This is a genomic window from Pseudomonas sp. FBCC-B545 (genome assembly GCF_059134095.1).
In genome coordinates, this window is the sequence record NZ_CP101441.1 from 1,826,822 (window position 1) to 1,844,871 (window position 18,050).

At 59.5% G+C, this 18,050-nt stretch carries 15 protein-coding genes; all 15 read left to right on the forward strand.

The window, feature by feature from the left end:
- The first annotated feature begins 34 nt into the window (after window positions 1-34).
- The 15 genes from NMB39_RS08525 (at window position 35) to NMB39_RS08595 (ending at window position 17,794) form a co-directional block, all read left to right on the forward strand.
- On the forward strand, window positions 35-1,597 hold the full coding sequence (locus tag NMB39_RS08525) for a sigma-54-dependent transcriptional regulator (RefSeq protein WP_198719601.1): 1,563 nt from the start codon (window positions 35-37) through the stop codon (window positions 1,595-1,597).
- 328 nt (window positions 1,598-1,925) lie between these two features.
- On the forward strand, window positions 1,926-2,666 hold the full coding sequence (locus NMB39_RS08530) for a flagellar basal body rod protein FlgF (RefSeq protein ID WP_046071778.1): 741 nt from the start codon (window positions 1,926-1,928) through the stop codon (window positions 2,664-2,666).
- 57 nt (window positions 2,667-2,723) lie between these two features.
- Window positions 2,724-3,509: a flagellar basal-body rod protein FlgG gene (gene flgG / locus NMB39_RS08535; RefSeq protein WP_003192986.1), complete on the forward strand. Its 786-nt coding sequence runs from the start codon at window positions 2,724-2,726 to the stop codon at window positions 3,507-3,509.
- A 51-nt stretch (window positions 3,510-3,560) separates the two neighbouring features.
- Window positions 3,561-4,256: a flagellar basal body L-ring protein FlgH gene (flgH, locus tag NMB39_RS08540; RefSeq protein ID WP_057023041.1), complete on the forward strand. Its 696-nt coding sequence runs from the start codon at window positions 3,561-3,563 to the stop codon at window positions 4,254-4,256.
- Window positions 4,257-4,283: 27 nt separating this feature from the next.
- Window positions 4,284-5,372 (forward strand): flagellar basal body P-ring protein FlgI, encoded by a 1,089-nt coding sequence (locus tag NMB39_RS08545; protein WP_198719619.1) that lies wholly within the window; start codon window positions 4,284-4,286, stop codon window positions 5,370-5,372.
- A 4-nt stretch (window positions 5,373-5,376) separates the two neighbouring features.
- The gene (gene flgJ / locus NMB39_RS08550; protein WP_494339412.1) at window positions 5,377-6,642 is read left to right on the forward strand and encodes a flagellar assembly peptidoglycan hydrolase FlgJ; all 1,266 of its coding nucleotides are present in this window, start codon (window positions 5,377-5,379) and stop codon (window positions 6,640-6,642) included.
- Window positions 6,643-6,652: 10 nt separating this feature from the next.
- Window positions 6,653-8,698 carry a flagellar hook-associated protein FlgK gene (flgK, locus tag NMB39_RS08555; RefSeq protein ID WP_198719602.1) on the forward strand — a complete coding sequence of 682 codons (2,046 nt, stop codon included), beginning with the start codon at window positions 6,653-6,655 and terminating at the stop codon, window positions 8,696-8,698.
- A gap of 14 nt (window positions 8,699-8,712) precedes the next feature.
- Complete coding sequence (locus NMB39_RS08560; RefSeq protein ID WP_494339411.1) at window positions 8,713-10,323, forward strand: flagellar hook-associated protein 3; 1,611 nt, start codon at window positions 8,713-8,715, stop codon at window positions 10,321-10,323.
- A gap of 276 nt (window positions 10,324-10,599) precedes the next feature.
- Window positions 10,600-11,529 carry a ketoacyl-ACP synthase III gene (locus NMB39_RS08565; protein ID WP_046071783.1) on the forward strand — a complete coding sequence of 310 codons (930 nt, stop codon included), beginning with the start codon at window positions 10,600-10,602 and terminating at the stop codon, window positions 11,527-11,529.
- Window positions 11,530-11,793: 264 nt separating this feature from the next.
- Complete coding sequence (locus NMB39_RS08570; protein ID WP_094773727.1) at window positions 11,794-13,437, forward strand: flagellin N-terminal helical domain-containing protein; 1,644 nt, start codon at window positions 11,794-11,796, stop codon at window positions 13,435-13,437.
- Window positions 13,438-13,513: 76 nt separating this feature from the next.
- Complete coding sequence (locus NMB39_RS08575; protein ID WP_124412824.1) at window positions 13,514-13,861, forward strand: flagellar protein FlaG; 348 nt, start codon at window positions 13,514-13,516, stop codon at window positions 13,859-13,861.
- Between the two features lie 82 nt (window positions 13,862-13,943).
- Window positions 13,944-15,311 (forward strand): flagellar filament capping protein FliD, encoded by a 1,368-nt coding sequence (fliD, locus tag NMB39_RS08580; protein WP_124412823.1) that lies wholly within the window; start codon window positions 13,944-13,946, stop codon window positions 15,309-15,311.
- Between the two features lie 129 nt (window positions 15,312-15,440).
- Window positions 15,441-15,830, forward strand: coding sequence for a flagellar export chaperone FliS (gene fliS / locus NMB39_RS08585; protein ID WP_043049676.1), 390 nt, complete (start codon window positions 15,441-15,443; stop codon window positions 15,828-15,830).
- A gap of 25 nt (window positions 15,831-15,855) precedes the next feature.
- Window positions 15,856-16,152 (forward strand): flagellar protein FliT, encoded by a 297-nt coding sequence (fliT, locus tag NMB39_RS08590; RefSeq protein ID WP_005790088.1) that lies wholly within the window; start codon window positions 15,856-15,858, stop codon window positions 16,150-16,152.
- A 169-nt stretch (window positions 16,153-16,321) separates the two neighbouring features.
- Complete coding sequence (locus NMB39_RS08595) at window positions 16,322-17,794, forward strand: sigma-54 dependent transcriptional regulator (RefSeq protein WP_043049678.1); 1,473 nt, start codon at window positions 16,322-16,324, stop codon at window positions 17,792-17,794.
- Window positions 17,795-18,050 lie beyond the last annotated feature (256 nt).

The following is an 18,050-nucleotide window of genomic DNA, read 5'->3' on the forward strand; positions in this document are numbered from 1 at the left end:
AGACGCGGCGCCTACCTACTTTTCGAGCCTTTTCATGCGTATCAAAGTGCATTGCCAGAACCGCATCGGCATCCTGCGGGACATCCTCAACCTGCTGGTGGAGTACGGCGTCAACGTCGCCAAGGGCGAGGTCGGCGGCGAGCATGGCAATGCCATCTACCTGTTCTGTCCGAACCTGGTGAATATGCAGTTCCAGGCGCTACGCCCGCAGTTCGAAGCGATTGGCGGCGTGTTCGGCGTCAAGCGAGTGGGGCTGATGCCCAGCGAGCGGCGGCATATGGAACTCAATGCGCTGCTCGGCGCCCTGGAGTTTCCAGTGTTGTCCATCGATATGGGCGGCTCCATCGTGGCCGCCAACCGTGCGGCGGCGCAGTTGCTCGGCGTGCGTGTGGACGAAGTGCCGGGCATTCCGTTGTCGCGCTACGCTGAGGATTTTGACTTGCCGGAGTTGGTACGCGCCAGCAAATCGCGCATCAATGGGCTGCGGGTCAAGGTCAAGGGGGACGTGTTCCTGGCGGATATCGCGCCGCTGCAATCCTCCGAACACGATGACAGCGAAGCCATGGCTGGCGCGGTGCTCACCTTGCATCGCGCCGACCGCGTCGGTGAGCGTATCTATAACGTGCGCAAGCAGGAGCTGCGTGGTTTCGACAGTATCTTCCAAAGCTCCAAGGTCATGGCCGCGGTGGTCCGCGAAGCGCGGCGCATGGCGCCACTGGATGCGCCTCTATTAATAGAAGGTGAAACCGGCACCGGTAAAGAGTTGCTGGCCCGTGCCTGCCACTTGGCCAGCCCCCGTGGGCAATCACCGCTGATGGCGCTCAACTGCGCAGGGTTGCCCGAGTCGATGGCCGAGACCGAACTGTTCGGCTACGGCCCCGGCGCTTTTGAAGGCGCGCGGGCGGAAGGCAAGCTCGGGCTGCTGGAATTGACGGCGGGCGGCACCTTGTTTCTCGATGGGGTGGGGGAAATGAGTGCGCGTCTGCAGGTGAAGTTGCTGCGCTTCCTGCAGGACGGCTGCTTTCGCCGCGTTGGCAGTGACGAAGAGGTGTACCTGGATGTGCGCGTGATCTGTGCCACTCAGGTGGACTTGTCGGAACTCTGCGCCCGAGGTGAGTTTCGCCAGGATCTTTATCACCGGCTCAATGTGCTGTCGTTGCATATCCCGCCGTTGCGCGAATGCCTTGACGGCCTGGTGCCACTGGTTGAGCACTTCCTCGACCAGGCCAGCCGACAGATTGGCTGCCCTTTGCCCAAGCTTGCGCCCGCGGCGATGGATCGCTTGAGTCACTACCACTGGCCAGGCAACGTAAGACAGCTGGAAAACGTGCTGTTCCAGGCCGTGTCGCTGTGCGACGGTGGGGTGGTCAAGGCCGAGCATATCCGCTTGCCGGACTACGGGGTGCGCCAGCCTCTTGGCGACTTTTCCCTGGAGGGCGGGTTAGAGGAGATTGTTGGACGGTTCGAGAAGGCCGTGCTGGAAAGCCTTTATGCCGAGTATTCCAGCAGCCGGCAGCTTGGCAAACGCTTGGGCGTGTCGCACACCACCATCGCCAATAAGCTGCGCGACTACGAAATCCTCAAGGCCGATAAATAATTCGCTGACACTATGCGGTCAAAAATGTGGGAGGGGGCTTGCTCCCGATGGCGGTGTGTCAGCTACAGGTGAGCTGGCTGACACACCGCCATCGGGAGCAAGCCCCCTCCCACATTTGATCTTCGTCGTTTTCCAGGCCGGTGATTGCCGCAGGCGGCAGTAGTCCGCCGTTTTTTCGACTCGCTCTCAAGCCTCAAATCATCCTGCTTCGCCGCAAACCCCCGCCGCGCCTGGACTTTAGCCTCTTTTTAAAAGTTGGTTCGCAAATTGCTTAAGCCTCATTAGTACAGCGGTGGACGGCAAGCGTCCGTCAGAAAGAGGATAGAGCGTGGACAAATACCTTTATGTGGCAATGACCGGCGCCAGTCAGAACGCACTGGCGCAGAAGGCCCATGCCAACAATCTGGCGAACATTTCCACCAACGGCTTCCAGCGTGACCTGGAGCAGGCGCGTTCGATGCCGGTGTTCGGTGACAGCTTTCCGGCGCGGGCGTTTGCCATGACCGAGCGGCCGGCCACTGATTTCTCTCCGGGGGCGATGATCGAAACCGGTCGTGACCTGGATGTAGCCGTCAGCGGCGACGGCTGGATGGCCGTGCAAACCCCGGATGGCGGCGAAGCCTACGTGCGCAGCGCCAGCATGAATGTGGATGCCCTGGGCGTGCTGCGTGCCGGCAACGGTATGCCGATCATGGGCAACGGCGGCCCGATTGCCGTGCCACCCCAGCAGAAAATCGAAGTGGGTGCAGACGGCACCATCAGCATCCGTGCCATGGGCGAAGGCCCACGGGTGATGGCGGAAGTGGACCGCATCAAGTTGGTCCAGCCCGACCTTAAGAACATGACCAAGGGCCTGGACGGCACCATCCACACCAGGGATGGCCAGCCGGCCCAGGCCGACGCCAACGTCACCCTGACCTCGGGCTTCCTGCAGGCGAGCAACGTCAACGCGGTAGAGGAAATGACCGCAGTGCTGGCGCTTTCCAAGCAGTTCGAGCTGCACATCAAGATGATGAACAGCGCTAAAGAAGACGACCAGGCCATGACTCGCGTCATGCAGATGAGCTAAGCCCCTAATTTATTTCGTCGCACGGCGCCAACAAACAGGCGCACGAAGGAGAACAGCATGCTTCCGGCTCTATGGGTTGCCAAGACAGGCCTGTCCGCCCAGGACACCAACCTGACCACCATTTCCAACAACCTGGCAAACGTCTCGACCACGGGTTTCAAACGTGATCGCGCCGAGTTCCAGGACCTGCTCTATCAGATCAAGAAGCAGCCAGGTGCCCAGTCGACCCAGGACAGCGAATTGCCGTCGGGCCTGCAACTGGGTACTGGTGTGCAGATCGTCGGCACCCAGAAAAACTTCAGCGCCGGTAACCTGCAGCAAACCGGACAACCCCTGGACATGGCCATCAACGGCCGTGGCTTCTTCCAGGTGCTGCAGCCGGATGGCACCACCTCCTATACCCGTGACGGTACTTTCCACCTGGACTCCAATGGCCAGATCGTCACCGCCAACGGTTTCGCCCTGGAACCTGCCGTGGTGGTACCGCCGGATGCCAAGACCTTTACCGTGGGCAACGACGGCACCGTGTCGATCACCGTGGCCGGCAACCCGGCGTCGCAAGTGATCGGCAACCTGCAAACCGCTGACTTCATCAACCCGGCCGGCTTGCAGGCGATGGGCAACAACCTGTTCCTGGAAACCGCCTCCAGCGGCGCGCCGCAAATCGGCACCCCTGGCCTGAACGGTTTCGGCACCACCCTGCAAAGCACCCTGGAAACCTCCAACGTCAGCACCGTTGAGGAGATGGTCAACATGATCACCACCCAGCGCGCCTACGAGATGAACTCCAAGGTGATTTCCACCGCCGACCAGATGCTTTCGTTCGTTACGCAGAATCTGTAATCCAGTCTGGGGCGCCCTTGAAGGCGCCTGCAACACCATGAGGTAAGGGTCATGAATCGCTATGTTTCCGTTTTGGCATTGAGTGGGATCGCCGTGCTCGCGGGGTGTGTTGCCCCGACGCCAAAGCCCAATGACCCGTACTACGCGCCGGTGTTGCCGCGCACGCCATTGCCGGCGGCAGCCAACAATGGCTCGATCTACCAGGCCGGTTTCGAACAGAACCTGTACAGCGACCGCAAGGCGTTTCGGGTCGGTGACATCATCACCATCACCCTCAACGAGAAGACCCAGGCCAGCAAGAACGCCAACTCGCAGATCGGCAAGAACAGCAAGGCGAGCATCGGCCTGACCTCGTTGTTCGGGGGTGGCCTCAGCACCAACAACCCCCTGGGCGGCGGTGACCTGAGCCTGGATGCCGGCTACAGCGGCGACCGCTCCACCAACGGCAAGAGTGCGGCAGGGCAGGGCAACAGCCTGACCGGTTCGATCACCGTGACCGTGGCCGATGTATTGCCCAACGGCATCATTGCCATACGCGGTGAGAAGTGGATGACCCTTAACACCGGCGATGAGCTGGTGCGCATTGCCGGGATGGTCCGCGCCGATGACATTTCCACCGACAACACGGTGCCTTCGACACGCATTGCCGATGCACGCATCACCTACTCGGGTACGGGTTCGTTTGCTGATGCCAGTCAGCCGGGCTGGTTCGACCGGTTCTTCCTTAGCCCGCTGTTCCCTTTCTAGGTGGCCACTTTGAACTTCAAACAGCTGATGGCGACGGCACTCTTGCTGGCCTTAAGCGCTGTGGCCCAGGCCGAACGCCTGAAGGACATCGCCAGTATTTCCGGCGTGCGTTCCAACCAGTTGATCGGCTATGGCCTGGTGGTGGGGCTCAACGGCACGGGTGACCAGACCACCCAGACGCCGTTCACCCTGCAGACCTTCAACAACATGCTCTCGCAGTTCGGCATCAAGGTGCCGCCAGGCTCGGGCAACGTCCAGTTGAAGAACGTTGCCGCCGTGTCGATCAGTGCCGATCTGCCAGCGTTCGCCAAGCCGGGCCAGGTGGTGGATATCACGGTTTCGTCCATGGGTAACTCGAAAAGCCTGCGCGGCGGCACCCTGCTGATGACTCCGCTTAAAGGTATCGACGGCAACGTCTACGCCATCGCCCAGGGCAACCTGGTGGTGGGCGGGTTTGACGCTGAAGGCCGCGACGGCTCGAAGATCACCGTCAACGTGCCGTCGGCCGGTCGCATTCCCGGTGGCGCCACGGTTGAACGCACCGTGCCGAGCGGGTTCAACCAGGGCAACAGCCTGACCCTGAACCTTAACCGCTCCGACTTCACCACCGCCAAGCGCGTGGTCGACAAGATCAATGACATGCTCGGCCCTGGCGTGGCCCAGGCCATCGATGGCGGTTCGGTGCGCGTCACCGCGCCATTGGACCCCAGCCAGCGCGTCGACTACCTGTCGATCCTGGAAAATCTTGAGGTCGACCCGGGCCAGGCGGTGGCAAAAGTCATCATCAACTCGCGTACCGGTACCATCGTGATCGGCCAGAACGTCAAGGTTTCGCCGGCAGCGGTGACCCACGGCAGCCTGACGGTGACCATCACCGAAGACCCGATTGTCAGCCAGCCGGGGCCGCTGTCCAACGGCCAGACCGCCGTGGTCCCGCGCTCGCGGGTCAATGCCCAGCAAGAAGCCAAGCCGATGTTCAAGTTCGGCCCCGGCACCACCCTGGACGAGATTGTCCGCGCGGTGAACCAGGTGGGCGCAGCGCCCGGCGACTTGATGGCGATCCTTGAAGCTTTGAAACAGGCCGGCGCCTTGCAAGCCGACCTCATTGTGATCTGAGGCCATGGCCATGGATATGCGCAAAAGCGGCATCAGCAGCACGGCGGACTCGGGGTCTTACTCCGACTTGAACCGACTTAACCAGCTCAAGGTCGGCGCCGACAAGAACAGCGACGGCAATATGCGCAAGGTGGCGCAGGAGTTCGAGTCGCTGTTCCTCAACGAGATGCTCAAGTCCATGCGCTCGGCCACCGACGCCTTGGGCAAGGACAACCCGCTGAACACCCCGGCGGCCAAGCAGTATCAGGAAATGTACGACCAGCAGCTGGCGGTCTCGATGTCCCGCGAGGGCGGCGGTATCGGCCTGGCCGACGTGCTGATGCGCCAGATGCAGAAGAACAAGCCGGTGCAGGCCCAGGCCGCCACCTTGCAAGGTCCGGCCGCAGATGTGCCGGTGAAGAAAGTCGATGTGCCGACCGAGATTGGCGCCGGTACCCAGGCCGACGGGCCGCTGGGCCGCTCCAATGGCCAGCGGCCTTTGTGGGCGTATCGCGTGGCGGTTCCTGAGGGCACCAGTGCGCACACCAACGACATGGAGCTGATGAACCAGCGCCGTATCGCCTTGCCAAGCAAACTGGCCGACCGTCTGCTGGCTGGCATCGTGCCGAGTGCCCCGGTCGCCCCCGAAGCCAAAAGCGCGCCCCTGCGCAACAGCGCCGCCGATGACAATGTAGTCAGCAGCGCCGCCCGCAGCTTTGCCGTGCCAAGCGGAAAGATGCAGGTCTATGGCCGCGCCATTGCCCAGCCACCGCTGGCGCCGGCGAAAAAAGCCTTCAGCTCCCAGGACGAATTCGTCGCCACCATGTTGCCGATGGCCAAGGCGGCCGCCGCGCGTATTGGTATCGACCCCAAGTACCTGGTGGCCCAGGCCGCGCTGGAAACCGGCTGGGGCAAATCGGTGATGCGCGCCGAGGACGGCAGCAGCAGCCACAACCTGTTCGGCATCAAGGCCGGCCAGAGTTGGCAGGGCGGCCAGGCCCGGGCGATCACCAGCGAGTTTCGCGATGGCGCGATGGTCAAGGAAACGGCGCAGTTCCGTTCCTACAGCTCCTACCAGGACAGCTTCCACGACCTTGTGACTCTGCTGCAAAGCCATGATCGCTATAAAGAAGTTGTGAAATCAGCCGATAACCCGGAACAGTTTGTACGCGAGTTGCAAAAAGCCGGTTATGCAACCGACCCGGCTTACGCCAGCAAGATTTCGCAGATCGCAAAAAATATGAACAGTTACCAGAACTACGCTGCCGCTGGCGCAACCACACATTTATAAGGTCTGAACCATGAGTTTGCTCAGTATCGGGATGTCAGGGCTCAACGCCGCTCAAGGATCGCTGTCGGTCTTGAGTAATAACATCGCCAACGTTAATACCCCAGGGTACTCGCGGCAGCAGACCACGCAGAATACCAACGCGTCGAACCCGTTCGGCGGTGTGTTCATCGGCACCGGTACCACCCTGGCTGACGTGCGCCGGGTGTACAACGAATACCTCGACACCGCCTACCAGAACAGCACGGCCCTGAACAACGATGCCAAGGCGTATCTGGATCAGGTCGGTGCCGTCGACAAAGTGTTGTCGGACAAGACCACCGGTTTGTCCTCGGTGCTCAGTTCGTTCTTCGCCACCCTGCAGACCGCGGCGTCCAACCCCAATGATCTGTCTGCGCGGCAGCTGCTGGTGACCAACGCTCAGACCCTGAGCAGTCGTTTCAACTCGATTTCGACGCAGTTGACCCAGCAGAAAGAGACCATCAACAACCAACTGAGCAGCATGAGTGAGCAGGTCAATCAATTGACCGCCTCGATTGCCTCGCTCAACAAGCAGATCACCCAGGTGCAAGGCGCGTCGGGCAATGCGCCGGCCAACCTGCTGGACTCGCGTAACGAGGCGGTACGCTCGCTCAATGAATTGATCGGCGTAACGGCCACCGAGAAGAACGGCCAGTTCAGCGTGACCACCGGCACCGGCCAGTCCCTGGTAGAAGGCGGGATCTCCAATACGATTTCCGCAGTGCCGAGCAAAACCGATAACAGCCAGTACACCATTCAGTTGGACAACAACGGCACCCCCATGGACCTGGGTGGCGTGATCAGTGGCGGCAGCATCGGCGGCCTGTTGCGTTATCGCAGTGATGCCTTGATGCCGGCTATCAACGACCTGGGCCGTATCGCCATAGCGACCGCAGACACCATCAACAACCAACTCGGCCAAGGCCTGGACCTCAATGGTGACTTCGGCGTTTCGTTGTTCAAAGACATCAACAGCGCCGTCGCCATTGCGTCGCGCAGCCAGGGGGCAGCGGGCAACAGTGCCGGGGCAAGCAACCTGAATGTAACGATCAAGGACAGCAGCAAGTTGTCCGCGTTTGACTACACCGTGAGCTTCAACGACAAGACCGACCCCAACAAGGTCACGGTACTGCGCTCGGACGGCAAGGCCATGGGCACCTTTGATATGTCCGCCACGCCGCCGCCGACCATGGATGGCTTTACCCTGGCGCTGGATGGCAAGGGCACGATGGCCTATGGCGACAGCTTCAAGGTCAGCCCGACTGCCACCGGGGCCAGCGCGATTGGCGTGGCGCTCACCGATGCGAACAAGCTGGCGTTTGCCGGCCCGTTGGCAGGTACCAGCAGCAACACCAACAGTGGCACGGGCACGTTCACCCAGCCGTCCCTGACAGTACCGCTGGATATTAATGGCGGCGCCGACACCGCACAGCTGCGCGCCGGTATTGAAAACTCGATGCCGGTGAAAATGGTCTTTGCCAAACCGGCCGCCGATGGTACGCAGTCCTACACGATCAGCGATGCCAAGGGCAACCCGATCAGCACCGGCTCGATTATTCCGGGGCAGGGCAACAAGATCACCGTGGACGTGCCGATGCGCGACGCCAGCGGTGCAGCGATCCCTGGCAAGAGTTTCAAGTTCGACACCACCGTCAACGGCTCACCGGCAGAAGGCGACAGCACCACCTTCGCCTTCAACAGTGGCGGCAAGTCCGACGGCCGCAACGCCCAGGAACTGCTGAACCTGCAAACCAAGGCCACCGTCGGCATGGGCGATGGCAACGGCGGCACCAGCCTGGTGGGGGCCAACAGCAAACTGGTATCGCAAGTGGGGGCCAAGGCCAGCCAGGCCGGAGTCGACACCGCCGCCACCGGCGCCTTGCTGAGTGCCAACAAGGAAGCGCGCAACTCGGTATCCGGGGTCAACCTGGATGATGAAGCCGGCGACATGATCAAGTTCCAGCAGTACTACACCGCGTCGTCGCAGATCATCAAGGCTGCGCAGGAAACCTTCACCACACTGATGAATGCTCTTTAAGGGAGGCTGGGACGATGCGTATTTCTACACAGCAGTATTTCGAGACCAGTTCCGCCAAGTACCAGAGCAACTATTCCAGTGTGGTCAAGGCCCAGGACCAGGCCAGCTCCGGCGTGCGTGTGCAAACCGCCGCGGATGATCCGGTGGCGGCGGCGCGCTTGCTGATGCTGCAACAGCAGAAAGACATGCTGGGGCAGTTCAATGGCAACATCGACACCCTGAAAAACTCGTTGACCACCCAGGACGACGTGTTGGCCAATATCAATATCGCGATTCAGAGAGCCAGTGAGTTGGCGCTCAAAGCGGGTAACGTCGGTATCAGTGATGCTGACCGTAAGTCGACCGCCGCGGAGATCGGCGCCATTGAAGACCAGGTCCTGGGCTTGCTCAATACCAAGGACGCCAGTGGTAATTACATGTTCTCCGGGAGCAAGACCGACACGCCTCCTTACTCGCGTAACAATGACGGCACCTACAGCTACCAGGGCGATGACACGCCGTTGAGCTTGAAGGTTGCGGAAAATCTGTCGGTAGCCATGGGCAATACCGCCAAAAGCATGCTGGAAAGCTCGGCGAACACTGGCCGTACGCAAACAGCACCTATCCTCGTGCCGCCAGCGGTCGACGATGGAAAGGTCACGGTGTCGGCCGGCCTGATTGCGGCTAACTCCAACTACAACAGCAGCTTTTCGGATGGCCAGCCGTATAAGCTGACGTTCACCAGCAGCACCCAATATGTAGTAACCGACAATGCTGGCAAGGACATTACCTCGGAGATTCCGGGCAATGGCACCTTCGATGCCACCAAGGAAGGCGGATCGAGTATCAAGCTGCGTGGGGTCAAGTTCGACATTGGCTTGAATCTGGGCAAGGACGCGCTGGGCAAGGACATACTGCCCGGCGCGCCAGCGGACGCCATTGTCAAGGATCGGGAGTTCAGCCTCTCGGTCAAGCCGGACACCTTCAGCGTATCGCGCACCCCGAGCAATCCGTCCACGGCACAACTGAGTGGCGGCACGGTGAGCGATCCGGCGGCCTACGCCAGCACCTTTCCCAACTCCGGTGTCATCGTCAAGTTCGGTGCGGCCGGCGCCTATGACCTGTACGCGCAGCCTTATACGGCAGACAGCCAATCCATCGCCAGCGGTACCCAGGCGGCCGGTGCAACCTCGATCACGGCGGCAGGGGTGACCTTCGATGTCACCACCGCACCGGCTCCAGCCGCCGGCGACCAATTTTCGATCGGCGCCACCAGCAACAAGAACGAAAACGTCCTCGACACCCTGAGCCATTTGCGCAAAATCCTGGAAACGCCGTCAGACGGCAATCCGGCGGCGCAGAAGGAGCTCAAGGACGTGGTGGCCAAGTCCATCGGCAATCTGACCAATGCCTACGGTCAGATCGACCAGGCGCGTGGCTCCCTGGGCGCGCGCCTCAATGGCCTGGACATTCAGTCCAAAGAAAACGTCAGCCTGGACCTGGCCAATAGCACCACCATGAGCGCCTTGGGCAACGTCGACTTCGCCGAAGCCGCCATCAACCTGAGCTTGCAGCAGACCATGCTGCAGGCCTCGCAGCTGGCCTTTGTGAAAATCTCGCAGTTGAGCCTGTTCAACAAGATGTAAATGGCGTTTGGTCAAGCGGCCCACTCTGGAAACAGGGCGGGCCGTTGTCGTTTATGGGGTTTAATTGTTGAAAGGTTTTGCACAAAGCACACAAAATTGAGTGACCTGTGAGTCATAAAGCGCATCTTCACTGTATCGTGTGAAAAGGATAAGTCGTCGCAGGGTCCTTGCGCGGTGGCTTTCAGCGAGATTTTCATGGGGTTATCCCCTTTATTGTCAGCACTCCCGGCGTAGCCCGAGGGGTGTTCTCCAGCTATTTAGTATTGGGAAGCCATAATGATTGGCATAAAAAGCATCGCCAGTTACGTGCCGGCAGACGGGATCGATAACTACGCCCAGGGTGCCAAATTCGCCAAGGATGAAGAGTTCATCATCGGCAAGATCGGTTCGGCGTTCCTGCCGCGCAAGGAAGCGGCACAGGAGACGTCCGACCTGTGTGTCGAAGCGGTCAACGCTTTATTTGCCAACAACCCGGCGTTGAAGCGCGAGTCTATCGACGCGCTGATCGTCGTCACCCAGAACGGCGATGAAGAGGGCTTGCCTCACACCGCAGCCATCGTCCAGGACAAACTGGGTCTGCCTACCCACGTGGCAGCCTTCGATATCTCCCTGGGCTGTTCCGGCTACGTCTATGGCATTTATGCGATGAAGGGCTTCATGGAAGCCGCCGGCCTGAAAAACGGCCTGCTGATCACCGCCGACCCCTATTCGAAGATCGTCGACCCCGAAGACCGCAACACCACCATGCTGTTCGGCGATGCCGCCACCGCCACCTGGATGGGCGAAGATGCACCCTGGTTGCTGGGCAAATCCAAGTTCGGCACCGACGGCTCCGGCGCCCCGCACCTGAAGGTCAGCGACGGCGTGTTCTTCATGAATGGCCGCCAGGTGTTCAACTTCGCCCTGCTCAAGGTGCCGGCGCACCTGCACGAGCTGCTCGCCGAGTCGGACCTCAAGGCCGATGATATCGACGCCTTCTGTATCCACCAGGGCAGTGCGGCCATCGTCGATGCCGTAGCACGCCGCTTTGAAGAAGCGCCGGTGGACAAGTTCATCAAGGACATGGTCGAGACCGGTAACACCGTGTCGTCGAGCATTCCGCTGCTGCTGGAAAAGCACGTGATGGACGCCACCTGGAAGCGTGTGGCCATCAGCGGCTTTGGTGTGGGCCTGTCCTGGGGCTCGGCGATTCTCTATCGCCCATGATGTTTTAGCCGCTGCATAAAAAACGCCGATGATCCTTCGAACATCGGCGTTTTTTTATTGGCGCCAGAAAACCCAATGAAACCGGGGTTTTGTGCCGGTCTAAGCCCTTGAAGTACAAGGGCTGGCACAGGGCTACTAAAAAAAATCAAAAAAGTCCTCAAGCAACCGGCTACCACGACGATAACTATTACGTAGGTTCTCTAGGCCACACCCGGCGGTCGCCAGGGCCGGAAGCCGCAGTATCCAACCAACGAGGATTTCGTCATGGCATTATCAGTAAACACCAACATCACCTCCCTGGGTGTCCAGAAGAACCTGAACAAAGCTTCCGACGCCCTGAGCCAGTCGATGAACCGTCTGTCCTCCGGCCTGAAAATCAACAGCGCCAAAGACGACGCTGCCGGCATGCAGATCGCCAACCGTCTGAACAACCAGGTCAAAGGCCTGAACGTTGCCATCGCCAACGCCAACAACGGTGTTTCGATTGCCCAGACCGCTGAAGGCGCAATGCAAGAATCCACCAACACCCTGCAGCGTCTGCGTGAACTCGCCCTGCAAGCGGCCAACGGTGATAAAAGCGACGCTGACCGTGTTTCCCTGCAGCAGGAATTCACCGCTAAAGTGGGCGAGCTGAACCGTATCGCCAGCACCACTACCTTCGGTGGTCGTAACCTGCTGGACGGCTCGTTCAACAACGTAGCGTTCCAGATTGGCGCAAACGCCAACGAGACTATCTCGTTCGGTATGACCGACATCAGCTCGACTGCGCTGAAGGGTAACTACAGCGAAGCCAAAGCGAACGGTGCTGCAATGGCTGGCCTTACTGCAACCTCCACAGGCGCTCCTCTGAGTGCAGGCGTGACCGGTACCGCAGTAACCCCGTTGACTGCCGCTTCAACCTTTACCATCAATGGCTCGACAATCAACTTGGCCACTGGTGCTACCGGTGCAGACGCTGCGAAAGCAATCAACGATGCAGGTATCTCCGGTGTCACCGCTACTGTTGATGCCGGTAACAAGTTAACTATTAAGTCGGCGAACGCGGACTTGACGATTGCCGGTGCGGGCGCTGCCGATGTTGGCTTAACCGCTGCAGTTACCAAGCCTGAGGACACCCTGGTGGCCGCAGGGACGATCAAGGTCAATGGTCAAGACGTACCGATGTTGGCTACTGAAAAGGTCAGCGATATCCTGACTAAAATCAAGGCAGTTGCCGGGATTGCGGACGCCAAAATCACTAATGGCCGTGTTGAAGTTACCTCCAAAGATGGTAAAGACGTAGTTCTTTCCAATAAAACTAGCGGCGCCCTGTCTCAGTTGGGACTGTCTTCCGGCACCTCGCAAGCGAAGCTGGACGCGGACACCTCGGTCAGCTTGAATGGCGTTGAAGTCAAATTCAAAAAAGGTGACACCTCGGACGCAATCGTTTCGTCGATCAACAGCGCTAGCACTGGCGTGACGGCTTCCAAAAATACTGATGGTACTCTCGCTCTATTCGCTGACAAGAATATCGTCATCGCCGATGGTAGCGCAGGCACAGGTCTTACCAAGCTTGGTCTGAGCGCAGGTACTACCGCTGCAGTGACCCTGGAAACCAGCGTTTCCGACCTGAACATCCTGTCTGCCGCTTCTTCCCAGCAGGCCATCCAGGCTCTGGACGACGCCATGCAGCAGATCGACAGCCAGCGTTCGCAGCTGGGTGCCGTACAAAACCGCTTCGCCAGCACCGTGGCCAACCTGCAGAGCATTTCGCAGAACTCCTCCGCTGCCAAAGGCCGCGTAGAAGACGCTGACTTCGCTTCTGAAGCCGCTGAGCTGACCAAGCAACAAACCCTGCAACAGGCTTCCACTGCGATCCTGTCCCAGGCCAACCAACTGCCATCGTCTGTTCTGAAGCTGCTTCAGTAATAGCGCTAGCGGTTAAATAACGGGAGGGTGCGTTTAACGACGTGCCCTTCCGTTTTTTCAGTTTGGAGGTGGTGACATGGACATGAGCATCAAGCTGAACCCGTCTTACCCCGCAAGCAAGGCACAGGCCGGTCTTGGCGCAGTAATGACCCAGGCCAAGCCTGCGGCCAGCAGTGAGCCGGCCAAGGTCGAAGAGCCGCAGCGCGTGGCGCTGGAAAAGGCCGTTACCGATATACGTGAGTTTGTGCAGGCTTCCCAGCGCAACCTGGATTTTTCCATCGATGACTCCACCGGCAAAGTGGTGGTCAAGGTGATCGCCACTGACAGTGGTGAAGTGATTCGACAGATTCCATCGGAGACCGCGCTGAAATTGGCGCAGAACCTGAGCGATGCCAGCAGCCTGCTGTTCGATAGCAAGGCTTGAGTTGGCACGAAACATGTTTCTGATTGCGGTCTAAGCGTTTAAGCGCCAAAAAACGGCCGCCGCAGGACAAGGAGAATGACAAATGGCTAGTTCAACGATTTCCGGCCCAGGTTCGGGCTACGACACCCAGGCTATCGTCAAGGCGTTGGTCGGTGCCGAGCAGGCACCCAAGCAGGCTCAGATCACCAACGAGCAGAAAAAAGCCACCGTGCAGTTGTCGGCTGTCGGTTCGGTCAAGACGGCGTTGGAAGCCTACCAGGCGGCGATCACCAAGTTGAACAATGCCTCGGCTTTCAATGGGCTGGCGGCGACTTCTTCGGAAGAAAAAAACGCCAAGGTTACCCTCGGTGACGGCGCATCCAGCGGCAAGTACGTATTGAAGGTCACTAACCTGGCGACGGCTTCGAAAGTCACCACGGCGGTGAATGTCGATGGCGCATCGGGCAAGGCCAACAGCACGGACGAAGACCAGACGCTGACCATCAACCAGTCGGGCAAGAGCTACGACGTGATCATTCCCGGTGGCGCGACGTTGCAGCAGGTGCGCGAATCCATCAACACCCAGCTCTCGTCCCAGGGCATCAGTGCTAACGTGCTGAGCGACTCCAATGGCGCGCGGCTGGTACTGACTTCGACCACCATGGGCGAGGGCACCGACATCACCCTCAGCGGCGATTCGCAGCTGGCTACCGGGTACGACAAAGGCAAGCCGCCGACCAACGCCAAATACTCCATTGATGACATTGAAATGTCATCCAGTAGCAACAAGATCACCTCGGCGATCAGTGGCGTGACCCTCGACCTGTTGGACACGGTTGATATCACCAAGCCGACCACCATTACCGTGGCCAGCAACACCGACACCTTGAAAACCTCGGTGCAGTCCTTCGTCAGCGCCTACAACACGCTGATGACGGCGATCAACACCCAGACCAAAGTCACCGCCACCGGTGATGCCTCCACCACCACAGCAGGTGCGTTGACCGGCGATGCGTCGATGCGTCAATTGGTGAACAGCCTGCGCTCCGAGTTGGTCAACGGTTCCGGCGCGGGCACCATGACCAGCCTGGCGCAGATGGGCATTACCACTGACCAGAAAACCGGCCTGCTGAGTCTGGACGACAAGACGTGGGACAAGGCCGTGGTCAAGGGCGCTGGCGATATCGCCAAGCTGTTCACTGGCGATACTGGCTTGATCACGCGCATGAACAAGGCGACCAAGAGCTACGTGGGTACCACCGGCACCCTGGCGACCCGGGCTACCGATCTCAACAACAAGTTGACCGACTTGACCAAAGAGACCGACGACCTGACGCGGCGCATGGATGCCTTACAGAAGTCCCTGACCGCCAAGTACACCGCCATGGACACCATGATCGCGCAGATCAACTCCAGCAGCTCCAGCATCCTGACCACCCTCAACTCGCTGAACAACCCGAAATCGAACTGATGGACGGCGCGCTTTCAGGTCCTGATTCAGGGCCTTGGCATATGGTTGGGGATTAAAGTTTTTGTCGCCACGGTCGAAAAACTGGTTAAGCAAACCGATTCGATTGTCGCCCAGTTACGAGGTAGCAACATGAACCCAATGAGAGCCCTTCGTCAGTACCAGAAGGTCAACGCCCATGCGCAGGTCTCCGAAGCCAGCCCGCACCGCCTGGTGCAGATGCTGATGGAGGGCGGCCTTGATCGCATGGCGCAGGCCAAGGGTGCGTTGAGTCGCGGGGATATCGCGCAAAAAGGCCTGATGCTGGGCAAGGCGATCGAAATCATTTCGGGCCTGCGTGATGGCCTGGAGCCGGAGAAAGCCGAAGACCCGGAAGCGATCCAGCGTCTGGATGCCTTGTACAACTACATGGGCAACCGCTTGGTCGAGGCGAACCGTGTCAATGACGCCGAGATGATCGACGAAGTTGCGCGCTTGCTGATCACCGTCAAGACCGGCTGGGATGCCATCGCTCCACAATAAGGCCGATCGCCTTGAGGGACACATCATGAGCCATGCACTGCAACGCATCGACGAAACCCGCGAAGCCCTTCTCGGCGCGCTGGCTGAGCGTAATTGGGAAGCTGTCGGCGAGTTGGACCTGGGTTGCCGTGCGGTGATTGATGAGGTACTCAGCGAAGTGCCGGTGGACGAGGGCGCATTGCGCGAAAAATTGGAGAGCCTGCTGGTGGTGTATCAGCAGTTGCTGGAAGTCACGACCGGCGAGCGCCAGGCGATTTTCGAAGAGATGTCGCAGATCAACCAAGCTAAAAATGCGTCAAAGGTTTACCATCTGTTCGGATGAATGGGCTCAGTTGGTCCGAACGGTGCGTCATATATTTGACTGTGCCAGCATTTTTGACTTAACTAGTGCTGTTTTCAGATTTCAGACGTCTAGTAAGTAAGAAATCTTACAAGCGTCTTGATTGCCCTCATTCCGGGGCAGGAAGTTTTACTAGGGAAGTTGCTATTGCATGTGGCGTGAAACCAAAATTCTGCTGATCGATGACGATAGCGTCCGCCGCCGCGATTTAGCGGTGATTTTAAATTTTCTCGGTGAAGAAAATTTGCCCTGCGGCAGCCACGATTGGCAGCAGGCGGTCAGCTCGTTGGCGTCGAGCCGTGAAGTCATCTGTGTATTGATCGGGACGGTAAACGCTCCTGGCGCAGTTCTGGGCTTGTTAAAGACACTGTCAACCTGGGATGAGTTCCTTCCGGTGTTGCTGATGGGCGATATTTCTTCCGTGGACCTTCCGGAAGACCAGCGCCGCCGTGTGCTTTCCAATCTGGAAATGCCGCCCAGCTACAGCAAACTGCTCGATTCCCTGCACCGCGCCCAGGTCTATCGCGAGATGTACGACCAGGCCCGCGAGCGCGGCCGTCACCGTGAACCCAACCTGTTCCGCAGCCTCGTCGGCACCAGCCGGGCGATCCAGCACGTGCGCCAGATGATGCAGCAAGTGGCCGATACCGACGCCAGTGTGCTGATCCTCGGCGAGTCGGGCACCGGCAAGGAAGTGGTCGCACGTAACCTGCACTATCACTCCAAGCGCCGCGACGGGCCTTTCGTGCCGGTCAACTGCGGGGCGATCCCGGCAGAGCTGCTCGAAAGCGAACTGTTCGGCCACGAGAAGGGCGCCTTTACCGGGGCGATCACCAGCCGTGCCGGGCGTTTCGAGCTGGCCAATGGCGGCACCCTGTTCCTCGACGAAATCGGCGACATGCCACTGCCGATGCAGGTCAAGCTGCTGCGCGTGCTGCAGGAACGTACCTTCGAGCGCGTGGGCAGCAACAAGACCCAGAGCGTCGACGTGCGCATCATTGCCGCCACCCACAAGAACCTCGAAAGCATGATCGAGGTCGGCAGCTTCCGCGAAGACCTGTACTACCGCCTCAATGTATTCCCCATCGAGATGGCCCCGCTGCGTGAGCGCGTGGAAGACATCCCGTTGCTGATGAACGAGCTGATCTCGCGCATGGAGCATGAGAAACGCGGTTCGATTCGCTTCAACTCCGCCGCGATCATGTCCCTGTGCCGCCACGGCTGGCCGGGCAACGTCCGCGAGCTGGCCAACCTGGTGGAGCGCATGGCGATCATGCACCCCTACGGTGTGATCGGCGTGGTCGAGTTGCCGAAGAAATTTCGCTACGTCGACGATGAAGACGAGCAACTGGACAGCCTGCGCAGTGACATGGAAGAGCGCGTGGCGATCAACGGCCATACTCCGGACTTCGGCGCCACCGCGCTGTTGCCGCCCGAAGGCCTGGACCTGAAAGACTACCTCGGCAACCTGGAACAAGGGCTGATCCAACAGGCCCTGGACGACGCCCATGGCATCGTCGCCCGCGCCGCCGAGCGTTTGCGTATCCGTCGAACCACCCTGGTGGAGAAGATGCGCAAGTATGGTATGAGCCGCAAAGAAGGTGATGAACAGGCGGATGATTGACGCCTGTTTTTCAACACATTGATTTAGGGTGCCCGACCTCACCAATACTGTTCAGTTTATGACGGTGCCTGTTGCCGTCATACTGCGTTGCCGCTCCTCCCCATAGCGAGCTATGAGTCGTCGCGGCGCCTTGTCTGACAGCAACAGTCACTCGTCAAAACGGAACTGTATTGGCGAGGTCGGACACCGGCGATTTTTCCGGCACGGGTATTGCTACAACCCTCGCAACGTTCCGTTTAACTGACGGTCAGCCAAG